General features: G+C 61.6%; 21 protein-coding genes. 16 read left to right on the top strand and 5 right to left on the bottom strand.

What is annotated here, in order from left to right; genetic code table 11:
* Positions 1-3 precede the first annotated feature (3 nt).
* Positions 4-618 (bottom strand): ribonuclease T, encoded by a 615-nt coding sequence (locus Tel_13410; GenBank protein ALP54048.1) that lies wholly within the window; start codon positions 616-618, stop codon positions 4-6.
* A 42-nt stretch (positions 619-660) separates the two neighbouring features.
* The gene (locus tag Tel_13405) at positions 661-1,716 is read right to left on the bottom strand and encodes a dihydroorotase (protein ID ALP54047.1); all 1,056 of its coding nucleotides are present in this window, start codon (positions 1,714-1,716) and stop codon (positions 661-663) included.
* 196 nt (positions 1,717-1,912) lie between these two features.
* On the opposite strand from Tel_13405, the gene Tel_13400 reads away from it, so the two are divergent.
* The 15 genes from Tel_13400 to Tel_13330 all read left to right on the top strand — a co-directional run bounded on the left by Tel_13400 (position 1,913) and on the right by Tel_13330 (position 16,092).
* Positions 1,913-2,431 carry a hypothetical protein gene (locus Tel_13400; GenBank protein ALP54046.1) on the top strand — a complete coding sequence of 173 codons (519 nt, stop codon included), beginning with the start codon at positions 1,913-1,915 and terminating at the stop codon, positions 2,429-2,431.
* 159 nt (positions 2,432-2,590) lie between these two features.
* On the top strand, positions 2,591-3,067 hold the full coding sequence (locus Tel_13395; protein ALP54045.1) for a hypothetical protein: 477 nt from the start codon (positions 2,591-2,593) through the stop codon (positions 3,065-3,067).
* A 104-nt stretch (positions 3,068-3,171) separates the two neighbouring features.
* Positions 3,172-3,954 (top strand): hypothetical protein, encoded by a 783-nt coding sequence (locus tag Tel_13390; GenBank protein ID ALP54044.1) that lies wholly within the window; start codon positions 3,172-3,174, stop codon positions 3,952-3,954.
* Between the two features lie 416 nt (positions 3,955-4,370).
* The gene (locus Tel_13385; protein ALP54043.1) at positions 4,371-4,559 is read left to right on the top strand and encodes a hypothetical protein; all 189 of its coding nucleotides are present in this window, start codon (positions 4,371-4,373) and stop codon (positions 4,557-4,559) included.
* A 46-nt stretch (positions 4,560-4,605) separates the two neighbouring features.
* The gene (locus Tel_13380; GenBank protein ID ALP54042.1) at positions 4,606-5,040 is read left to right on the top strand and encodes a thioredoxin; all 435 of its coding nucleotides are present in this window, start codon (positions 4,606-4,608) and stop codon (positions 5,038-5,040) included.
* A 66-nt stretch (positions 5,041-5,106) separates the two neighbouring features.
* On the top strand, positions 5,107-5,739 hold the full coding sequence (locus Tel_13375) for an N-(5'-phosphoribosyl)anthranilate isomerase (GenBank protein ID ALP54041.1): 633 nt from the start codon (positions 5,107-5,109) through the stop codon (positions 5,737-5,739).
* Positions 5,717-6,916: a tryptophan synthase subunit beta gene (locus Tel_13370; protein ID ALP54040.1), complete on the top strand. Its 1,200-nt coding sequence runs from the start codon at positions 5,717-5,719 to the stop codon at positions 6,914-6,916. The genes Tel_13375 and Tel_13370 overlap by 23 nt, the downstream gene beginning before the upstream one ends.
* Positions 6,913-7,716 carry a tryptophan synthase subunit alpha gene (locus tag Tel_13365; protein ALP54039.1) on the top strand — a complete coding sequence of 268 codons (804 nt, stop codon included), beginning with the start codon at positions 6,913-6,915 and terminating at the stop codon, positions 7,714-7,716. The genes Tel_13370 and Tel_13365 overlap by 4 nt, the downstream gene beginning before the upstream one ends.
* A 298-nt stretch (positions 7,717-8,014) precedes the next feature.
* Positions 8,015-8,878 (top strand): hypothetical protein, encoded by an 864-nt coding sequence (locus Tel_13360; GenBank protein ID ALP54038.1) that lies wholly within the window; start codon positions 8,015-8,017, stop codon positions 8,876-8,878.
* 20 nt (positions 8,879-8,898) lie between these two features.
* Positions 8,899-10,200, top strand: a complete 1,302-nt coding sequence (locus tag Tel_13355; protein ALP54037.1) for a hypothetical protein — start codon at positions 8,899-8,901, stop codon at positions 10,198-10,200.
* A complete protein-coding gene (locus Tel_13350; protein ID ALP54036.1) occupies positions 10,200-10,811 on the top strand; it encodes a hypothetical protein in 612 nt (203 codons plus the stop codon). Before Tel_13355 ends, Tel_13350 begins: the two co-directional genes overlap by 1 nt.
* 166 nt (positions 10,812-10,977) lie before the next feature.
* Positions 10,978-11,502, top strand: a complete 525-nt coding sequence (locus Tel_13345) for a hypothetical protein (GenBank protein ID ALP54035.1) — start codon at positions 10,978-10,980, stop codon at positions 11,500-11,502.
* 12 nt (positions 11,503-11,514) lie between these two features.
* Complete coding sequence (locus tag Tel_13340) at positions 11,515-13,026, top strand: amidophosphoribosyltransferase (protein ALP54034.1); 1,512 nt, start codon at positions 11,515-11,517, stop codon at positions 13,024-13,026.
* Positions 13,027-13,221: 195 nt separating this feature from the next.
* Positions 13,222-14,409 (top strand): O-succinylhomoserine sulfhydrylase, encoded by a 1,188-nt coding sequence (locus Tel_13335; protein ID ALP54033.1) that lies wholly within the window; start codon positions 13,222-13,224, stop codon positions 14,407-14,409.
* A 6-nt stretch (positions 14,410-14,415) separates the two neighbouring features.
* Entirely contained in the window at positions 14,416-16,092 is a 1,677-nt protein-coding gene (locus tag Tel_13330) for a hypothetical protein (protein ALP54032.1), read from the top strand.
* Here the strand turns inward: Tel_13330 and Tel_13325 are convergent.
* Genes Tel_13325 through Tel_13315 form a run of 3 tightly spaced genes read right to left on the bottom strand, consistent with a single transcriptional unit; the run spans position 16,014 to position 19,569 of the window.
* Positions 16,014-17,000 carry a hypothetical protein gene (locus tag Tel_13325; protein ALP54877.1) on the bottom strand — a complete coding sequence of 329 codons (987 nt, stop codon included), beginning with the start codon at positions 16,998-17,000 and terminating at the stop codon, positions 16,014-16,016. The two genes, Tel_13330 and Tel_13325, sit on opposite strands and share 79 nt — an antisense overlap.
* A 7-nt stretch (positions 17,001-17,007) precedes the next feature.
* Complete coding sequence (locus Tel_13320) at positions 17,008-18,813, bottom strand: hypothetical protein (protein ALP54031.1); 1,806 nt, start codon at positions 18,811-18,813, stop codon at positions 17,008-17,010.
* Positions 18,814-18,831: 18 nt separating this feature from the next.
* Positions 18,832-19,569, bottom strand: a complete 738-nt coding sequence (locus tag Tel_13315) for a hypothetical protein (GenBank protein ALP54030.1) — start codon at positions 19,567-19,569, stop codon at positions 18,832-18,834.
* Positions 19,570-19,732: 163 nt separating this feature from the next.
* On the opposite strand from Tel_13315, the gene Tel_13310 reads away from it, so the two are divergent.
* Positions 19,733-20,932 (top strand): hypothetical protein, encoded by a 1,200-nt coding sequence (locus Tel_13310; GenBank protein ID ALP54876.1) that lies wholly within the window; start codon positions 19,733-19,735, stop codon positions 20,930-20,932.
* Positions 20,933-20,983: the final 51 nt, after the last annotated feature.

The raw sequence follows: 20,983 nt of genomic DNA, 5'->3' as shown, positions 1-20,983 counted from the left end.
GCCCTACAGTGACTGCAATTCCTGCCAGGCGTTGATTACGGTACAGAACAGGTCGGCGGTCTTCTCCGCGTCATAGATGGCCGAGTGGGCCTGGCTCTGATCCCATTCGATGTCGGCGGCCTGCACCGCGCGCGCCAACACTGTCTGGCCATAGGCCAGCGCCCCAAGGGTGGCGGTATCGAAGCTGCTGAAGGCGTGAAAGGGATTTTTGACCTGGGTGCGTTCCACCGCCGCCTTGACGAAACCCAGATCGAAAAACGGATTGTGGCCGACCAGGATGGCGCGGCTGCATTCGGTGCGTTTGATCTCGGCGCGGATGGGTTGAAACACCTGTTCCAGTGCCTCTTTCTCCGCCAGCGCGGCCCGAAACGGGTGGTGCGGATCGATGCCGTTGAAGGCCAGCGCGGATTGTTCCAAATTGGCGCCGGGGAAGGGCGCCACATGGCAGGCGTGGGTATGGGCGCGGTAGAGCATGCCGTCCTCGTCCATATCGATCATGACGGCGGCGAGTTCCAGCAGGGCGTCGGTGGCGGCGTTGAAGCCCCCGGTCTCCACGTCGATGACGACGGGCAGGAAACCGCGGAAGCGGTTAGCGATTCTTGGTTTGGTTACAGACATCAGATCGATTCAGTGCTTTCGGTTGTGGGGGTGGATGGCCGTTCAGGCAACATGTGTTTCTTCGTTATTGAGCAATTGCCAGTGCAAGGCGCCGCCGGCGCGCAGCGGGATTACCACGTCTTCGTCGAAGGCGAAGGCCTTGGGCACGGCCCATTCGCGGCGCGCCAAGGACAGGGTCTGTTTACTCACCGGCAGGCCGTAGAACTGCGCTCCGTAACGCCCGGCGAAGCCGTCCAGCTTGCCCAGGGCGCCGGCGGCCTCGAAGGCCTCGGCATAAAATTCGATAGCGGCGAAGGCGGTGTAGATACCGGCGCAGCCGCATGCGCTTTCCTTGGCACCCTTGGGGTGCGGGGCGCTGTCGGTGCCGAGGAAGAACTTGGGATTACCGCTGGTGGCCACGTCCAACAGTGCTTGACGGTGCTGTTCACGCTTCAGTACCGGCAGGCAGAAGTGGTGCGGGCGGATGCCGCCCACCAGCATGTCGTTGCGGTTGAGCAAGAGGTGATGGGCGGTGATGGTGGCGGCGACGTGCTCGCCGGCGTAGAGCACGAAGTCGGCCGCGTCCTTGGTGGTGATGTGCTCGAAGACGATGCGCAGCTCGGGAAAGCGGTCGATCAGCGGTGCCAGCGTCTGTTCGATGAAGACCTTTTCGCGATCGAAGATGTCGATATCCGGCCTGGTGACCTCGCCGTGGACCTGTAGCGGCATGCCTTCCTCCGCCATGACCGCCAGGGTGTCATAGACCTGCTCCAGATCGGTAACGCCGGAATCCGAGTTGGTAGTGGCGCCGGCCGGATAGAGCTTGACGCCGTGGATGTGGCCGCTGGCCTTGGCGCGGCGGATTTCCTGCGGCGCGGTGTCGTCGGTCAGATAGAGGGTCATCAGGGGATTGAAATCACTGCCCGGCGGGCAGGCCGCCAGGATGCGCGCGCGGTAGGCCAGGGCCATCTCGGTGCTGGTGACCGGCGGGCGCAGATTGGGCATGACGATGGCGCGGCCGAACTGGGCGGCGGCGTGGGGCACGGTGGTGGCCAGGGCGGCGCCGTCGCGCAGATGCAGGTGCCAGTCGTCCGGGCGGGTAATGGTCAGGTGATCCACTAAATACTCCAAGGGATGGGATGGGTTTTCCGCATTATGCCATTTCTGGGCGGATTCTCGACGCTCGATCCCGGCCTTGTTACAATGACCTCTCAAACTGTGCGGGAATATCTGAGTGCGAAGCTCTGACATCGCCAAGTTTCGATGGCAGGTCCGCGGACCTCCCGCTCAGGGGTGTTTAGGAGAACGTGACGTGATGTATTTGAGAAGCGTGTTCATTGCGGTGCTGGTCGGCAGTCTGTCTCTGCCCGCAGTGGCACAGACGTGCGACGAGAGCAAACCGGCCAGTGCCCCCATGAGCCGCTTCGAGGCCGGTGACGACGGCACCATTAAAGACGCCCGCAGCGGCAATGTTTGGCTCAGGTGTCCGGTGGGCATGCGCTGGGACGGTGGCTCCTGCGCCGGCAAGAGCCTGAGCTATACCTTTCGTGAAGCGCTGATCGTCATCGCCGAGCTGAATTCCAAGAACACGGCCGGCCGCAGCGACTGGCGTCTGCCCAGCGTGGTGGAGTTGAGCAGCATCGTCGAAACACGCTGCTTCAAGCCGGCCATCGATCTGGAGGTGTTTCCCTATTCGCCGGAATCCGGATTTTGGACCGATTCTGCGGTCGCAGGGGTACAACCCAGGACCTGGTTGGTCCACTTCCTTAACGGCAAGCAGTACATCGCCAACAAGAACCAGACCTGGCGCATCCGGCTGATCGCCGACCAGTAGGGCCCGTCCCGGCGGGACATGCGGCGTAGCGAGGAATAGGCTAAAATCCGCCCCTCGATTTGTTCAGTTTGTGATTGGCGCCCGGGGCTGCGTGGCCGGGCGGTGCGCTGGATGGGAGAATACACGGTGAGAACCTTATTGACAGCCGCCTTGGCGGCAATGCTGAGCGTGCCGGCCATGGCACAGACATGTGATGACGACAAGGTCGCCAGCGCCCCGACGAGTCGCTTCAAACAAGGCAACGGCGAGACGGTCACGGACAGCAAGACCGGTCTGACCTGGCTACGCTGCGGTCTGGGCATGCGCTGGGACGGGGCCAGTTGCACGGGCCAGACCCTGACCTATGACTGGCACTCGGCGCAGCGCGCCATCGAAGAGCTGAACCGTGCTAAGCGCGGCGGGCGCAGCGACTGGCGTCTGCCCACGGCGGCGGAGCTGCAAAGCATTGTCGAGACACAGTGCTTCAAGCCCGCCATCAATCTGGACGTGTTTCCCTACACCCCGGAATCGGGTTTCTGGACCGACACCGAAGCGGCCGGCTTCAATCCCCGCGCCATGATTATTCATTTCATCCACGGCGGCGAATATGTGGCCAACAAGAATCAGAGCTGGCGCGTCAGACCGGTGGCCGACTAGTTTTGTATTTCATTTCTGCCAAGCGCCGGACCCTGCCCGGCGTTTTTATTTCAGAACCCACGGATAGGGGTAAAATGGCGGGCCATGTTTAGGCAGGAATCTCCATGATGCGCATCGCCCTGGGTGTGGAGTACGACGGCAGCGCCTTTTGCGGCTGGCAGTTTCAGGATCATTCGCCCTCGGTGCAGGCGGCGGTCGAGCGGGCCCTGGCCAAGGTGGCCGACGCGCCGCTGCGGGTGATTTGCGCCGGGCGTACCGACACCGGGGTGCATGCCACCGAACAGGTGATCCACTTCGATACCGAGGTCTCGCGCAGTATGCGTTCCTGGGTGTTCGGCGCCAACGCCAACCTGCCCAAGGAGGTGGTGATCCTGTGGGCGACGCCGGTCAGCGAGGAGTTCCACGCCCGTTTCAGTGCCCTGCGGCGCCGCTATCGTTATGTCATTTACAATCGTAACGTGCGCCCCACCTTTCTGGCACGGCGCACCGCCTGGAATTTCCGCCCCCTGGACGAGGCGCGCATGGCGGCGGCGGGCCGCCTGCTGTTGGGGGAGCACGATTTCACCTCCTATCGCGCCATGGGCTGTCAGGCCAAAAGCCCGGTGCGCACCGTGTATGACCTGGATGTAAGCCGCAAGGGCGAGTTGATCTTTATCGATATCGAGGCCAACGCCTTCCTGCACCACATGGTGCGCAATATCGCTGGCGTGCTCATGGCCATCGGCGCCGAAGAGCGACCGGTGGAGTGGGCGGCTGAGGTGCTGACTCACTGCGACCGTACCCTGGGGGGCGTGACCGCGCCGCCCGCCGGGCTTTATCTCACCCGCGTGACTTATCCGCAGCAGTTTCCATTGCCCCAGATCGACGGCTCCGCCGCCCTCTGGTAAGCCGGTGCGACTCGCCGAGAATTTTTTTAAAAAATCCCTTGCAAAACTCTAAATCACGTATAGACTGTAGTCATACAAGTTGTAAGGGTAATCACACAATCAAAATGGAGGTTAGAACATATGGCATGGGCCTATATTCAAATCGCTTCATTGGCATTGCTGACCGGTTTGGCGGTGTACATCGCCGTAGGTGACGCCCGTTTGCAGCATTCGCGTTAATACCCCGGGTTTGCGCTGGTAGGGTTTCTGTCCTACTCCTCCCCCTCCCCTCCTGGTCGGGCAGGAACCCTCGCAAAGCAAGAAGAAAGGCCGCCGCAAGGCGGCCTTCTTTTGTTCCGGGCGGGCGTCTCATAAAATTCGTACTAAACTTAAATTAACAAACGTGCATTTATTCGTGTGAAGCTCGGAGGTACCAGATGAACGATTCCCTCAAAAGCAAGCAAGACTCGGTCAAGTGTGAGGTGTGCATGAAAGAGGTGCCGCTCTCGGAGGCCAAGAGCGCCGAGGCGAATGAGTATGTGGCCCATTTTTGCGGCCTGGATTGCTATGCCAAGTGGCGCCACCAAGCGGGCACGGCCGAGGATGCGAAAAAAACGTCAGGCTAGTGGCGGCACGTTGCCGCGTGTGCATGCGACTTAAAATTGAATCCCGGTGAGTGAGCATCTGCACATCGTCTGTCCCCATTGTAACGCGGTGAACCGCGTGCCTACTGAGCGTTTACAACAACACCCTCAGTGCGGCGGTTGTCATCAAAGCTTGTTTGCCGGTCAACCCCTGGACTTGACTGCGGCGACTTTCTCCAAACACATCGGCGGCAACGACATTCCGGTACTGGTGGATTTTTGGGCGCCGTGGTGCGGACCGTGCAAGATCATGGGGCCGGCCTTTGCCCAGGCCGCCCTGCAGCTGGAGCCGCAGGTGCGTCTGGCCAAGGTCAATAGCGAGGCCGAGCAGGGATTGGCCGCCCAATTCGGCATTCGCAGCATTCCCACCCTGGTGCTGTTTCGCGGCGGCCGCGAGGCGGCGCGCCAAGCGGGGGCGTTGGGGGCGAACGATATTGTCCGTTGGCTGCGCGCCCACAAGTGAGCGCAGGCAGGCCCAAGCCTCGAAAATCTGGTAAGATTCTCCCCTTTTTGGACGGCAGCGACATTCATGCGCACGCGCATCAAAATCTGCGGCATCACCCGGCCCGAGGACGGCCGCGCGGCGGCGCGCCTGGGGGCCGATGCCATCGGGCTGGTGTTCTATGCCAACAGTCCGCGGGCCTTGACGCCGGCGCAGGCCGAGGCGGTGACGGCCGCCTTGCCGCCCTTCGTCACCACGGTGGGCTTGTTCGTCGATCCGAGCCCGGACGAGGTGGAAACCGTGCTCGCCCGCGTGCCCCTGGATATGATCCAGTTTCACGGCGACGAGACGCCTGAGTTCTGCGCCCGTTTTGACCGCCCCTGGCTGAAGGCCGTGCGCATGCGTGAAACGGTGGACCTGCAGGCCGAAATGGAACGCTACCGCCGGGCCCGCGGTCTGTTACTGGACGCCTACCAGCCCGATGTGCCCGGCGGCACCGGTGAGTGCTTTGATTGGCGACGGGTCCCGCCGCAGCTGGCGCATTCCATCGTGCTGGCGGGCGGCTTGAATGCCACCAATGTCGCTGCGGCCATCCAACAAGTCCGGCCCTATGCCGTGGATGTCAGCGGCGGCGTGGAGTCGGCCAAAGGAATCAAGGATGCGGCCAAAATGGCGGCATTCATAGGAGAAGTGAGACGTGTCGAAAGCGAACCTACCTGACGCCAGCGGCCATTTCGGCCCCTACGGCGGCCGCTTCGTGGCGGAGACCCTGATGGAGCCGTTGGCCGAGTTGACCGCGGCCTATGAGCAGATGAAGCACGATGCCGATTTTCAGGCGGAGTTGGACAAGGACCTGGCCCATTACGTCGGTCGGCCCTCGCCGCTGTATTTCGCCAAGCGCTGGACCGAGATCCTGGGTGGCGCCAAGGTCTATCTCAAGCGCGAAGACCTGAATCACACCGGCGCCCACAAGGTCAACAACACCATCGGCCAGGCCCTGCTGGCCAAGCACCTGGGCAAGACCCGCATCATTGCCGAGACCGGTGCCGGTCAGCATGGCGTGGCCTCGGCCACCGTGGCCGCCCGTCTGGGGCTGGAGTGCGTGGTCTACATGGGTGCCGAGGACGTCAAACGCCAGGCCATCAATGTCTTCCGCATGAAGCTGCTGGGGGCCGAGGTGGTGCCGGTGACATCGGGCTCCAGGACGCTCAAAGACGCCCTCAACGAGGCCATGCGTGACTGGGTCACCAATGTCGACAACACCTTCTACATCATCGGTACCGTGGCCGGGCCCCATCCGTATCCGGCCCTGGTGCGCGACTTCCAGGCCATCATCGGCCGCGAGACGCGCCAGCAGATCCTGGAGGCGGAGGGGCGCCTGCCCGATGCGCTAGTGGCCTGCGTCGGCGGTGGCTCCAACGCCATCGGCCTGTTCTATCCCTTTATCGACGACGCGGCGGTGGCCATGTACGGCGTCGAAGGCGGCGGCGACGGCATCGACACACCGCGTCACGCCGCGCCGCTGTGCGCCGGCCGCCCGGGCGTGCTGCACGGCAATCGTACCTATCTGATGGAAGACGACGACGGTCAGATTATCGAGACCCATTCAGTCTCCGCCGGCCTGGATTATCCCGGCGTCGGCCCCGAGCACGCCTGGCTCAAGGACAGCGGCCGCGCCACCTACGTCGCCGCCACCGATCAAGAGGCGCTGCAGGCCTTCCATGATTTGACCCGCTTCGAGGGCATCATGCCGGCCCTGGAGTCGGCCCATGCCCTGGCCTATGCCGCCAAGCTGGCGCCGCAGATGGAGCCGGACAAGATCATCGTGGTCAATCTGTCGGGGCGCGGTGACAAGGACATTCACACCGTCGCCGAGCTGGAGGGCATCAAGGTATGAGCCGCATCGCACAACGGTTTGCCGACTTGAAACAGGCCGGGCGCAAGGCGCTGATCCCCTTCGTCACCGCCGGCGACCCCAATCCCGAGGTCACCGTGCCCTTGTTGCACGCCATGGTGGCGGCGGGCGCCGACCTGCTGGAGCTGGGGGTGCCGTTCTCCGATCCCATGGCCGAGGGCCCGGTGATCCAAAAGGCTTGCGAACGGGCCCTGAAACACCATGTGGGTATGCACGACGTGCTGGCCATGGTGAAGGCGTTTCGTGAGCAGGATAAGGAAACGCCCATCGTGCTCATGGGCTACATGAACCCGGTGGAGGTCATGGGCTATGACACATTCGCCCAGGCCGCCCGCGAGGCAGGTGTCGACGGCCTGCTGACCGTGGATATGCCGCCGGAAGAGGCGGGCGATTTGGTGGCCGTGTTGGGCGCGGCCGACATCGATCCCATCTTCCTGTTGGCGCCCACCAGTGTCGATGAGCGCATCGCCAAAATCTGTGCCGTCGCCAGCGGCTTTATATATTATGTTTCCCTGAAGGGGGTCACCGGTGCCGCCAACCTGGATGTGGACGCGGTGGCGCACAAGGTGGAACAGATTCGGAAACATACCGACCTGCCCATCGGTGTCGGTTTCGGCATCCGCGATGCCGATAGTGCCGCCCGGGTGGCGCAGGTGGCCGATGCCGTCGTGGTGGGCAGCGCGGTGGTCAACCGCGTCGCCGAACACGCGCAGCAGCCCGACAAGATCAATGAGGCCGTCTGCGAGCTGCTGCGCGACATGCGCGCGGCGATGGATGACTGATTTTTTGATAAAAGGCACGGGAGCTTAAAACACATTTAACCGCAAAGGACGCGAAGGAACGCAAAGTAAAGCAATGTTTGCCAGCTTTATGGTCTATGCCCAAAGCATCGGGCTTGTATTCATCGCTGTGTCTATTAGCAGGATTCATTTTAAATGCTGTGATTCAGGAAGAAACAACGGCCCCAATCCTTGGCGTTCCTTCGCGACCTTTGCGGTAAAAATTATAAAAAGATTTTAACTTCGTGCGCCTGCGCGTCCTTTGTGGTAAACAAAACACAGAAACAACAGGAAAGACTACATGAGTTGGTTCGAAAAACTGTTACCGTCCCGCATCCGCACTGAAGGCGGCAGCAAGAAATCCATCCCCGAGGGGCTGTGGACCAAGTGCGATGGCTGCGGCGCCGTGCTCTATCGCGCCGAGCTGGAGCGCAATATGGATGTCTGCATGAAGTGCGGTCATCATCACCGCGTCGGCGCGCGCCGCCGTCTCGATCTGTTTCTCGACCCGGACGGGCGCGAAGAGATCGGCGCCGAGCTGGAGCCCGTCGATATCCTCAAGTTTCGCGACAGTAAACGCTATAAAGACCGCCTCACCCAGGCGCAAAAGAAGACCGAAGAGAACGACGCCCTGGTGGCCATGAAGGGCACCCTGAAGGGGCTGCCGCTGACGGCGGCGGCCTTCGAATTCGGTTTCATGGGCGGCTCCATGGGGTCGGTGGTGGGCGAACGTTTCGTGCGCGCCGCCAACATCAGCCTGGAAGAACGTATTCCGCTGGTGTGCTTTTCCGCCAGCGGCGGCGCGCGCATGCAAGAGGCCTTGTTCTCGTTGATGCAGATGTCCAAGACCAGTGCCGTGCTGGCGCGCCTGAGTCGGCAGGGCATCCCCTTCGTCTCGGTAATGACCGACCCCACCATGGGCGGTGTGTCGGCCAGCCTGGCCATGCTCGGTGATATCAACGTGGCCGAACCCAAGGCCCTGATCGGTTTCGCCGGGCCGCGTGTCATCGAACAGACCGTGCGCGAAACCCTGCCGGAAGGTTTTCAGCGCAGTGAGTTTCTGCTCGAACACGGCGCCGTCGATATGATCGTCAGCCGCCTGGAGATGCGCAACCGCCTGGCCGCTGTGCTGGCCATATTGACCAAGCAGACACTGAACGCGTAACGGGCGCGGCGCCTCCGCTAATGCGCTTTCAAACCCTCGATCAATGGCTGTCTTGGCAGGAGGGTCTGCATCCGTCCGCGATCGACCTGGGCCTGGAGCGGGTGCGCACGGTATTGCAAGGCCTGGATCACCCACGGCTTGGCTGCCCGGTCATCACCGTCGCCGGCACCAATGGCAAGGGCTCTTCGGTGGCCATGCTGGAGGCCATCTATCTGGCCGCCGGTTACCGCGTCGGGGCCTATACCTCGCCCCATCTGTTGCGCTACAACGAGCGCATCCGCATCGACGGCGAGCCGGTGGCGGACCGGTCGCTCATGGACGCATTCGCGCATATTGACCAGGTTCGCGGCCACACCTCCCTGACCTATTTCGAATTCGGCACCCTGGCCGCCATCGAGATCTTCGCCGCCGCCGCGCCGGACGTGGTGATTCTGGAAGTCGGTTTAGGCGGTCGTCTGGACGCGGTCAATGTGCTCGATGCCGATGTCGCCCTGATCACCCCCATCGCCCTGGACCATGCCGATTGGCTCGGCGATGACCGCGAAAGCATCGGTCGCGAAAAGGCCGGCGTTATGCGCCGGGATCGGCCGGCGGTGTGCGGCGATCCCGATCCGCCCGCCAGTCTGCAGCAGACGGCCGATGCCCTGGGCGCCCGCCTGTATCGCCTGGGGCAGGATTTTTCCGCGCTGGACCAGGACAGTCAGTGGCGCTGGCGCTGTAACGACCGTATCCGCGACGCCCTGCCACCGCCGGCGCTACGCGGCGTCTTTCAGCGCGATAACGCCGCCGCCGTCTTGATGGTCGTTGAACTGTTGGCGGCGCGCCTGCCCGTGTCCCAGGCCCATGTGCGCGAGGGGCTGGCCAACGTGCGGGTGCCGGGACGCTTTCAGGTGGTGGCGGGGGCGGTGCCCTTGATCCTGGATGTGGCCCACAATCCGCAGGCGGCGCAGGCGCTGGCCGCCAGCCTCTCGGCCTGGTCTATGCCGGGCGAGGTGTACGCCGTGACCGCGGTGATGGCGGACAAGGATATTCAGGCCATGTTCAGCGCCATGGCGGGGGTGGTGGATCATTGGTGTCTGACCACGGTGGCCTTGCCGCGCGCCGCCACAGCCGCGCAGTTGGACGAGATCCTGCAGCGCGCCGTGCCCGGCGCCGCATCTGAGCAATACCCTGATGTGGCGGCGGCATTGCGGGCGCTGGAATCACGCCTGCGTCCCCATGACCGGGTGGTGGTGTTCGGTTCCTTTTACACCGTGGCCGCGGCCTTGGCGGAGGATTATAATGCAGGCTTTCCACGACCCAATCAGGCAGAGGTGAAGTGATGGAAAGCGCGCATAAACAGCGGCTGATCGGTGGCATCGTGTTGTTGGCCCTGGCGCTGATCCTGGTGCCCAGCATTCTTGATTTCAGTCAGGATGAGCCCGACCCCGTGCAGCAGGTCGAAATGCCGGAAGCCCCCGATGCCATGCAAATGGAGGTGTTGCCCTTGGAGGTGTGGTCCGAGCCGGTCGACCCCGAGGTCGACGGCAACGAGCGTATTGTGGAAATGCCTGAGCCCGAGCAACCTGAGCCGCCCGCCCAGGCATCGGCCACCCCGACGCCTAAGCCCGGTGCAGCCGAAACTAAATCTACGCCTAAGCGGGACACGGCCAAGGCCGCGCCTGAGGCCGACAGCAAGCCGGTTGTGCCCGCGGGCGCCAGCGCCTGGGTAGTGCAGGTGGCCAGTTTCTCCGATCAGCCCAAAGCCTTTAAGCTGCGTGACCGGCTGCGCAGCGCCGGCCACCCCAGCTTCATCGAACGCGGCCGCAGCGGCGGCGCGACCATTTACCGTGTCAAGGTCGGCCCGGTACTGGAACGCACCGAGGCGGACCAATTGAAAAAGAAGGTGGATAAACAGACCCAGCTGAACGGCCTGGTGATGCAGTATCAGTAAGCGGATCCCCGATGCTGCTCGGACCGCCGCGCAACCAGGCATTGGTTCAGGATTGATGTCAATTCTGTTAAAATCCCCCCCTTTCGCAACCACGGGCGCCTCGGGTTGAGACTGGAGTGGTCTTTGATTTTTCGTCTGTATCGTTGCCGACTTTGCAGCTGCGCTTATGAGCAGCATTGATTATCTGATTGCGGGGATTATGCTTGCGTCCGCACTGATCGGCATCTGGCGCGGCTTCGTGCGCGAAGCCTTGTCGCTGTTGGTATGGGTGGCGGCGTTCTGGCTGGCCTTTGCCTGGGCGGCGACTCTGGAGCCGTATCTGGTCGGCTTGATCAATGACCAGGGTCTGCGTTTGGCGCTTAGTTTCGTGGTCTTGTTTGTGCTGGTGCACATTGTCGGATTTATCCTCTCCCAATTGTTGACGAGGGTGATCAAGTCGATCGGCTTGCGGGGCGTGGACCGGGTGGCCGGCGCCGGGTTCGGCCTGGCACGGGGTTTTGTGGTGATTGCGGTGCTGGTGCTGCTGGCGGAGATGACGCCCATGGTGGAAGAATCGCTGTGGCAGCAATCGTATGCAGTGGCCGTCGTCAAAGACGCGCTGGCCTGGCTCCAGCTGCATTATCCGCTGGACAACATGGGACAGGCATTCGTCCGCAACGGCGATGCACTGTTCCCAACGGATTCTTTTTGAGAGGTTGAATCAATGTGTGGTGTGATCGGAATTGTAGGTAAGGGCAACGTCAATCAGGCGCTGTATGACGGCCTGACGGTGCTGCAGCATCGCGGCCAAGACGCCGCCGGCATCGTCACCTACCACAAGGGCAAGCTCTTTCTGCGCAAGGATAACGGTCTGGTGCGCGATGTCTTTGCCACCGAGCACATGCTCAATCTGCGCGGCGATATGGGTGTGGGCCATGTGCGTTATCCCACCGCCGGCTGTGCCTCCTCCGCCGAGGCCCAGCCCTTCTACGTCAACTCACCTTACGGCATCACCCTGGGCCATAACGGCAATCTGACCAACTCGAAAGAGCTGAAGCGCGAACTGTTCACCACCGACCTGCGCCATATGAATACGGACTCGGATTCCGAGGTGCTGCTCAACGTTTTCGCCCATGAATTGCAGCGTCAGCGTAAGTTCCGTATCGATCATAACGACGTGTTCGACGCGGTGGCGGCGGTACATCGACGCTGCCGCGGCGCCTATGCGGCGATCGCCATGATCACCGGTTTCGGTATCGTCGGCTTTCGCGATCCCCATGGCATCCGGCCCATCGTCTATGGCAAGCGTGAGACCGACAAGGGCACCGAATACATGATCGCCTCCGAGAGTGTGGCGCTGGACGTGCTGGGCTTTGAGCTGATCGCCGACATCGCGCCGGGGGAGGCGGTCCTCATCGGCCGGGACGGCAGTCTGCACAAAAGACAGTGCGCCGAGAAGCCCGCCTATGCCACGTGTATCTTCGAATATGTCTATCTGGCGCGTCCCGATTCCATTATCGATGATGTGCTGGTCTATAAGGCGCGTCTGCGTATGGGCGAGGCCCTGGCGCGCAAGATCGAGCGCGAGTGGCCCGATCGGGATATCGATGTGGTGATCCCCGTGCCCGATACCAGCCGAACCTCGGCCTTGCAGCTGGCCAATGAACTGGGCGTACTGTATCGCGAGGGCTTCATCAAGAACCGCTACATCGGCCGTACCTTCATCATGCCGGGACAGACCCAGCGCAAGAAATCGGTACGCCAGAAACTCAACGCCATCGATCTCGAGTTCAAGGGCAAGAACGTGTTGCTGGTGGATGACTCCATCGTGCGCGGCACCACTTCGCAGCAGATCATCCAGATGGCCCGTGACGCGGGCGCCAAGAAAGTCTATTTCGCCTCCGCCGCGCCGGCGATTCGTTATGCCAATGTCTATGGCATCGACATGCCGGCCAAGAATGAACTGATCGCCTACGGCCGTAGCGATGACGAGGTGGCGCAAGTGATCGGCGCCGACAGGGTAATCTACCAGGATCTTGAAGATCTCAAAAAGGCGGTGCGCAAACGCAACCCGGAGCTGGTGGATTTCGATACCTCGGTGTTCGACGGCCGCTATGTCACCGGCGATGTGGACGACGCCTATTTCCAGCGTCTGGAAGAAATCCGCAACGACGCGGCCAAGGAAAAGCGTGGTGTCCATAATGCCGATGTCATCGACTTGCATAACAGCCAATAAGGTCAGAGATCGCTTAAACATTGACAGGGCGGGGCCGATTTTTTTACTCTTAGATATTCTAGTGCGCCGATTTGAGCTCAGCTTGCGGGCGCGTAACAAATACCGCTAAAGAGAGGTGCCAAGCCTGCTTTAGCGATCATGAAAAACGCAAAGCGGGTTTTTTTGTGCCCGCGCTACGGGCGGAGTAGAGCAACCATGAGCGACGAATTCGAGCACTATAATTTCGACACCCTGGCGGTGCGGGCGGGACAGCGGCGCACCGGAGAAGCGGAACAGTCGGAGCCCATCTTTCCCACCTCCAGCTATGTCTTCGGCAGCGCGGCCGAGGCCGCGGCGCGCTTCTCCGGCGAGGTGCCGGGCAATATCTATTCGCGCTTCACCAACCCCACGGTGCGCAGCTTCGAACAACGCCTGGCGGCCCTGGAAGGGGGCGAGCGCTGCGTCGCCACCAGTTCCGGTATGTCGGCCATCCTGTCCACCTTCATGGCCCTGCTGCAAAGCGGCGATCACATCGTTTCATCGCGCGCCATCTTCGGCACGACCTCGGTACTGCTGAATAACTACATGGCCAAGTTCGGCGTCGAGACCAGCTTTGTGGATCTGGTCGATGTCGCCGCCTGGCGTGCCGCCTTCAAGCCCAATACCAAACTCCTGTTTCTGGAAACGCCGTCCAATCCTTTGACCGAGGTGGCGGACATCAAGGCCCTGGCCGAACTGGCCCATCAGCATGGCGCCTGGTTGGTGGTGGACAATTGTTTCTGTACCCCGGCCCTGCAACTGCCGTTGCATCTGGGCGCCGATATCGTCATCCATTCCGCCACCAAGTACCTGGACGGTCAGGGGCGCTGTATCGGCGGCGCCGTGGTGGGCAAGGAGGATGTGGTGGGCAGCGAGGTCTATGCGTTTCTGCGCACCGCCGGACCGACCATGAGCCCCTTCAACGCCTGGGTGTTCCTGAAAGGGCTGGAGACCCTGCGCCTGCGTATGGAGGCCCATTGCCGTAATGCCCAGATATTGGCCGAATGGCTGCAGGGCCATGCCAAGGTGAAGCATGTCTATTACCCGGGACTGGCGTCTCATCCCCAGCACGCCCTGGCCGCCGAACAGCAGAAGGGCTTCGGTGGGGTGCTGTCGTTTGAGGTCGAAGGCGGCAAGCAGGCGGCGTGGCGGGTGATCGACAGTACCGAGCTGATCTCCATCACCGCCAATCTGGGCGACACCAAGTCCACCGTCACCCATCCGGCCACCACCACCCATGGCCGCCTGACGCAGCAACAGCGTGACACGGCCGGTGTCAGTGACAGCCTGATCCGCGTCGCAGTCGGGCTGGAAGATGTGGAGGATCTCAAGGCGGACCTGCAACGCGGCCTCGATCGTCTGTAACACACCGTGGCCAAACGCGACCCCGTACTGGATTCAAAACGGAAAAAGGCCCACGCGCTGTTGCAGCAGAATCGTATCGCCGAGGCGCGCAAGTTGTTCGGGGACATCTGTCGGCGTCAGCGGCTCGATTACGAGGCCTGGATCAATTACGGTGCCCTGTCGGGCCGGCTGGGGCAGTACTCCGAGGCGCAGGCGGCTTTCCAGCGGGCCTTGCAATTGCGCCCCGACGCAGCCGCGATCCACTTCAATCTGGCCGGACTGGCGGAACTGCAACAGGATCCGGCCGCGGCTGAACAATTCTATCTCAGTTATCTCAAGCTCAAACCTGCCGCGACGGACGGCCACAAGCGTTTGGCCAGGCTGTATCTCACGCTGGGGAGGTGGGAGGATGCGGAACGGTATTGTCGTCAGGCCTTGGATATGGACCCGGTGGATGCCGCCGCACTCAACTGTCTGGCCAATGTAAAGCAGGAGCAGGGCGCGTTCGACGCCGCAGAAATGATTTATCGCGAAGCCTTGCACCACGGCGCCAATGAAGCGGAAATCTATGCCAACCTGGGCAACCTGTTTCACGCCAAAGGGGATTTCGAGGCAGCGCTGGCGTGGTATGAAAAATCATTGTCGCTGGCACCGCGTTCGGCGGCCACCCTGGCCAGCCTGGCCTACCTGCATTTCCGCTATGCCCATTTCGATGAGGCGCGCGCCTGCTTTGATCGGGCCTTGCAGATAGATCCCGACAGCCACGCTATGCGCTGGAACCGCGCCCTATTACTGCTGTTGATCGGTGAATTCAAACAGGGGTGGCTTGATTATGAATCCCGCTTCAAGACGCTGGAGACCATGCGCCAGTTCGGCCGGCGCTATTCATCACGGCCGCGCTGGGACGGGCGGCCGATCCCCGCTAAGACCTTGCTGGTCTACGCCGAGCAGGGTATGGGCGATACCATCCAGTTTTGCCGTTATTTGAATCTGATAGAAGATCGCGTGGGTACACTGGTATTGGAATGCCCGGCGAGCTTGGCCGACTTGATGCGGAGTTTGAGCGGTGTGGACCGGGTCATCACGCCGCAAGACCACGGTGACTACGATTATCAAATCCCGCTGCTCAGCCTTCCCGGTCTGCTCGACACCGAATTCGACAGCATCCCCGCCGAGGTTCCCTATCTGACTGTGGATGAGGCCCGCTTGTCTAAATGGGAAAACCTCATCAGCGGCAGCGGCCTCAGGGTGGGTTTGGTCTGGGCCGGTAACCCGCGCGGTATAAACGATAAGCGGCGCTCCTTGGCGCTGCAGCAATTGGCACCCTTGGCGAGGGTGCCGAAGGTCACTTTTTACAGCCTGCAAAAAGGGGACGCTGCCGACCAGTTGCGGGATGCGCCGGCAGGCATGAATATTATCGATCTCGGCCCGCAGTTGAATGACTTTTCCGACACGGCGGCGGCCATCTGTCATTTGGATCTGGTGATTAGCGTTTGTACTGCAGTGGCCCACTTGAGCGGTGCCCTGGGCCGACCCGCCTGGACCTTGCTGTCCCATCCCGCCGACTGGCGTTGGTTTCTCGAACGTAAAGACAGTCCCTGGTACCCAACGATGCGCTTGTTCCGTCAGCCCGAGGTGGGGGAATGGGAATCGGTGATCGAGGAGGTCGTTGCCGCCTTGGCGGAGCAATCTGCCGAGGGTTGATAGGACTTGACCAAATACAGCGGCCGCTGTTTCGCTTCATCGTACAGGCGTCCCAGGTATTCACCGATAATACCGATGCCGATGAGTTGAATGCCGCCGAGGAATAAGACCACCACCATCAACGAAGGATAACCCGGCACAGGGTTGCCGTGTACCAAGGTGTCGTAGATGATAAAGGCGCCGTAGATGAAGGCGAGCAGGGCCACCGCCAGACCAAAATAGGTGGCGATGCGCAGCGGCGCGGTGCTGAAGGAGGTGATGCCCTCCAGGGCGAAGTTCCACAGGCGCCAGTAGTTCCACTTGCTCTGGCCGGCACGGCGCGGCAGGCGATCATACTGCACCGCCTTCTGCGGATAGCCGATCCAGGCAAACAAACCTTTCATGAAGCGATGCCGTTCGCGTAATCGCCCCAGGGCCTCGACCGCGCGGCGGCTTAACAGTCTGAAATCACCCGTGTCCGCCGGGATCCGGATGTGGGAAAGACGCTGGATCAGGCGGTAAAAATGGTGGGCGGTGATTTTTTTGAACCAGCTTTCACCTGCGCGCGTCACCCGTTGGGCATACACCACATCATAGCCGTTGCGCCATTCGGCGATCAGTTGCGTGATCAGTTGCGGCGGGTCCTGCAGATCGGTATCGATGACGATTACCGCATCGCCGTGGCTGTGGTCCAGACCGGCGGTAAGGGCGATCTCCTTGCCGAAGTTGCGGCTCAGCGCGATGACGGCGACACGCGCATCCTGCTGTTTGAGCCGATTTAAAAGCGCCGGCGAGCTGTCGCGGCTGCCGTCGTCGACGAAGATGATTTCGAAGCGGCTATCGATCTCGTCGATGACGGCACAGAGTTGGTCGTAGAAGGTCTGGATGACCGTCTCTTCGTTGAACACCGGTGCGACGATGGAAATCAGTGCGTTATCAGTATCCACTGGGTTTGTTCGCAGCTCGTTTGTTACGGAATGACATTACAGCGTATGCCGGCAAAAATAGCACGATCAAGGCCAGCGTCACCAGGCTGATCATATTGGCCGCTCGTTGCCACCACGGCAGTTGGAAAGGATAGGCTTGATAGCGGCTGAACGCCTGGGCGGCCTGTGCTTGGGAAACGGCGAAATGATCACCGGGGGCGCAGTTGTTGCTTTCATCGTAGACGTAACAGGCCGGGTTTTTGAGGTTGAAGTGATCATTTATGACCGCAGACACCGGCCCGGGCCGCATCTGCTGCACGGGAAACTTTTCCAGTCGGTAGCCGAAGATCGGTTCGTAACAGAACAGCTGTGAGGCGCCTTGGACCAAACTGTTGTTGCGAAAGATGGGCATCAGGATGCGCCCGTGTTGATCGCGAAAGGCGGTGATCTTGTCGATACGGGGGGCGTGCCCTTGGCCCCGGGCCTGTTCATAGGCAGTGGTGATGGGTGCCGGGTTGTAGGGCTGGGTGGCGTAATAGTCGCGTTCGGTCATGGCGTTGACGACCACGACGGCCAGGATACCGCCGGCGGCGAGATAGGGGCGGACGCGTTTTAAGCCCGCCGCCTTGTCAAAGGCCAGGCCGGCGCCGAGCAGAATGACCGGGATATAGATACTGAACCAGCGGATCAAGGTGCTGCTGCTGCCGATGACGGGGATGTCCTTCAAAAACGCGTTCCAGGCCGGGGTGTAATAGTTCAACGCCAACGGCATCAGTAGCAGGAGAAATAGCGCGCCCAACTGCAGCCATTGCCTGGCGCTGAGGCGCGCTTTCCCGCGTACCCTGCCTAGCAAAAACGGAACGGCGATGACCAGCATGATCAGCGGCACCACGGTGATACCGTATTCGAATTCGTGCCGGGACGTCGCCCATTGGGCGTTGCTCCAAAACGCACGGATGGTGGTGTCCGCAGGGTGTAGAAACAGGGTCTCGAAGCTGAGTCGAACAAGCCCCCAGATGGATTCTACGCCGGGCAGCTGATAGTCGCTGCGTTGGAAATTATCCAAAAATGCCAGGGCGGCGCTGAGCTTGGCCAAGGCAAGCAACATGCCGAGTGCGCCGCCGCCGGCGAGTCGCATCCAGAAACGAGCCTGTCCTTGATGCAGCAGACCCTGTGTCAGGCCGATGATCATGACGGCAATGATCATCGGCAATATCAGCTGTGTTCCGCCGGCATAGATCACATACGCGAACAGCAGCCCCGCCATCGCCGTCCTGAGTATATCGCCCGCCTGTCTGTCGGCGCGATCCAAAAGCAAATAGGCGATCACAGGGGTGAGCATGAAGACGTGCATGCCCAAGTGGCCGATCAACAGGCGGTGGGCGAAAAAGCCGTTGAACATAAACAACGCCGCAGCCAGGAGAGCGGTGGTGGGGGTTGCCTGGAAACAGCGGCGCAGCAATACGTAAAAACCGGCAAAGCCCGTCAGCGCGAACAGCAGCATGGTGATATAGACCGCACTTAACGGATCGGCGGCGAAGCTCAGCCACTGGGGTACGGAGAAATAAATATTCTGCGGATTGGGAAAGGCCGGCACGCCACCGCAAAAGGCCGCCGTAAACCAAGGAGTGCTTAGGGCGCCGTTGTTCAGGTACCAGTAATAGCCGTCTAGCAGGTTGGGCAGAAAATACGAATAATCATGACCGATACCATTGTTGGCAGCGGGGAAAAAGGCGGAGAAGATCCAGTGATAGGCCAGTAGCAGGCCGGCGGCGGTGACGGCGAAGACAATCAATTCACGGTGGTTGGGCTTCAAAGCATCGGCTCTTTGATATCAATTCTCGCGGGACTTTAGCACGGCCAGCAGCGAAACCCCGAAGGGCAGACGCAGGCGCGGCAGCAGCCGGGACTCGCTGGCGAACACTCGGCCCAGTAGGGCGTTGAGCATTGCCGGCGGTACGCTGAGTTCGGTGTCTGTGTTTTGCCGCGGCAGCAGCCGTTGCAGCAATCTCACCGGTGCGATCAGGGGGAACAGCCAAGTGTTGAAGTACGTCATGTATTCGGTTTCCAGACCGGCCTGATCCACCGCCGCCTGGAGCGACGCGGCGTGATAACGGCGCTGGTGATGATGGGCCTGGTCATGCGCTCCCCATAATAGCGGAAAGGCGGGCACGGTGAGTACTATCCTGCCGCCTGTTTTCAGCAGCCCGGCCACGGCGGCCAGGCTGGCGCTGTCGTCGCGAATGTGCTCCAGCACATCCAGCATCACCACCAGATCGAAACGCTGCGCGGTAAAGGGCAGGGCGTCGGGCAGATGGCCTGGCAGCACCTCGGCCAGCCGGCGCCGCTGAGCCAGCTGGCGCGCATGATTGTCCATTTCCATGGCCGTCACTCGGCCGTAACGTTTCAGCAAGGCGAGATTGCCGCCCGTGCCGCAGCCGGCATCGAGGATGTCGGGCGCCGCTGCAAGCGGCAGGGACTCGATGAGCTTGGCGACGATCCGGCGGCGTGCGACGAACCACCAATGTTCATCCTCCACCGCGCGCATTTTTTGATAAATTCGTGGGTCCATGGGGCGTCAGTGAAGTGGCGTGGATGATATGATGATCGGCTGCAAAAGCGATAGTCATAGTAAGGGTTCGCCCGGCGGGAGACAAGCAAGCGCAGATCGCCGAACTCAACATCAGGCAGCAAAGGAGGTCAGGCAGGTGTCACTGCGAGATCATCTGTTATCCATATATCAGGCGGGACTAGCGGCGGTGGACGGCCGAGCCTGCGTGCACCGGGCATTGCAGGATCAGACTGTGGATACGCCGGTGTATGTGATCGCCATCGGCAAGGCCGCGCCGGCCATGTTGCAGGGCGCCCTGGATGTCTTGGCGGATCGGTTGCGCGCCGGCCTGCTTATCACCAAGCATGGTTATGCCCCGGCCAGGCCCTTGCCGGCGAAGATAGACGTATTCGAAGCGGGACACCCCTGGCCGGATCAGGCCAGCCTGGACGCCGGTGAGGCCTTGCTGCGCTTTATCGACGCCGCGCCGGCGGACGCGCGTGTGGTGTTTCTGGTATCCGGCGGCACCTCGAGTCTGGTGGAAGTGCTGCCTGAAGGCATGGCGCTGAGCGAGTTGCACAAGGCCAACGACTGGCTGTTGGGCAGCGGTCTGGATATCCACGTCATCAACTATGTGCGCAAGGCCCTGTCCTGCATCAAGAGCGGACGTCTGGCGCAGCGACTGCAGGGCCGGCCGACGCGCTTGATGCTGATCTCGGACGTGCCGGGCGATGATCCCGCCACTATCGGCTCGGGCCTGCTAGTGCCGGAGATACTGCTGGAGACCGAGGCACCATGGGAATTGCCTGGCTGGCTGGAGGCGCTGATGGAGCGGGCCCCGCCCGCGCCGGAGGAGGGTGATGAATGTTTCGATAACATCGAAACGGAGATTGTCGCCAGTCTCGGCGACGCCACCCGCGCCGCGGCGCAACAAGGCCGCGTGCTGGGTTATGAAGTGTACGAACACCATCCCTTCATCGGTGGCGACGCCCTGCTGGTAGGGCGCCGCCTGGCGGCGGAGCTGTTGCAGGGGCCCAAGGTGCTGCATGTCTGGGGCGGCGAGACCACGGTGCGCCTACCCCATAATCCCGGTCGCGGCGGGCGCAACCAGCACCTCGCCCTGAGCGCCGCCATCGAACTGGACGGCCGCAAGAATGTCGCCCTGCTGGCCGCCGCTACCGACGGCACGGACGGTCCTACTCAGGATGCCGGCGCCGTGGTGGACGGCGTGACCGTGCGGCATGGCCGCAGCGAGGGGCTGGATGCCCGACGCGCCCTGAGTGCGGCGAACGCCGGCGCATTCCTGGCCGCCAGCGGCGCTCTGATCCAGACCGGCCCTACCGGCACCAACGTGATGGATTTAATGCTGGGGATAAAACAGTAATCCACCACCCGACGGGCGGGCCACGCCTCGGCAGGTGACATTTGGTATGGC

The sequence above is a fragment of the Candidatus Tenderia electrophaga genome (assembly GCA_001447805.1).
Taxonomy (GTDB): Bacteria; Pseudomonadota; Gammaproteobacteria; order Tenderiales; family Tenderiaceae; genus Tenderia; species Tenderia electrophaga.
Note: the sequence above shows the minus strand (reverse complement) of the source record. Positions and strands in the feature narration are given on the sequence as shown.

What these genes read in the sequence shown, in the direction of transcription:
- Tel_13355 (ALP54037.1), top strand. Translation starts at nt 8,899, where the DNA reads ATGCGCTTTCAAACCCTCGATCAATGGCTGTCTTGGCAGGAGGGTCTG.
- Tel_13410 (ALP54048.1), bottom strand. Translation starts at nt 618, where the DNA reads ATGTCTGTAACCAAACCAAGAATCGCTAACCGCTTCCGCGGTTTCCTG.
- Tel_13395 (ALP54045.1), top strand. Translation starts at nt 2,591, where the DNA reads ATGCTGAGCGTGCCGGCCATGGCACAGACATGTGATGACGACAAGGTC.
- Tel_13315 (ALP54030.1), bottom strand. Translation starts at nt 19,569, where the DNA reads ATGGACCCACGAATTTATCAAAAAATGCGCGCGGTGGAGGATGAACAT.
- Tel_13360 (ALP54038.1), top strand. Translation starts at nt 8,015, where the DNA reads ATGAGTTGGTTCGAAAAACTGTTACCGTCCCGCATCCGCACTGAAGGC.
- Tel_13375 (ALP54041.1), top strand. Translation starts at nt 5,107, where the DNA reads ATGCGCACGCGCATCAAAATCTGCGGCATCACCCGGCCCGAGGACGGC.
- Tel_13350 (ALP54036.1), top strand. Translation starts at nt 10,200, where the DNA reads ATGGAAAGCGCGCATAAACAGCGGCTGATCGGTGGCATCGTGTTGTTG.
- Tel_13400 (ALP54046.1), top strand. Translation starts at nt 1,913, where the DNA reads ATGTATTTGAGAAGCGTGTTCATTGCGGTGCTGGTCGGCAGTCTGTCT.
- Tel_13390 (ALP54044.1), top strand. Translation starts at nt 3,172, where the DNA reads ATGATGCGCATCGCCCTGGGTGTGGAGTACGACGGCAGCGCCTTTTGC.
- Tel_13385 (ALP54043.1), top strand. Translation starts at nt 4,371, where the DNA reads ATGAACGATTCCCTCAAAAGCAAGCAAGACTCGGTCAAGTGTGAGGTG.
- Tel_13335 (ALP54033.1), top strand. Translation starts at nt 13,222, where the DNA reads ATGAGCGACGAATTCGAGCACTATAATTTCGACACCCTGGCGGTGCGG.
- Tel_13345 (ALP54035.1), top strand. Translation starts at nt 10,978, where the DNA reads ATGAGCAGCATTGATTATCTGATTGCGGGGATTATGCTTGCGTCCGCA.
- Tel_13365 (ALP54039.1), top strand. Translation starts at nt 6,913, where the DNA reads ATGAGCCGCATCGCACAACGGTTTGCCGACTTGAAACAGGCCGGGCGC.
- Tel_13340 (ALP54034.1), top strand. Translation starts at nt 11,515, where the DNA reads ATGTGTGGTGTGATCGGAATTGTAGGTAAGGGCAACGTCAATCAGGCG.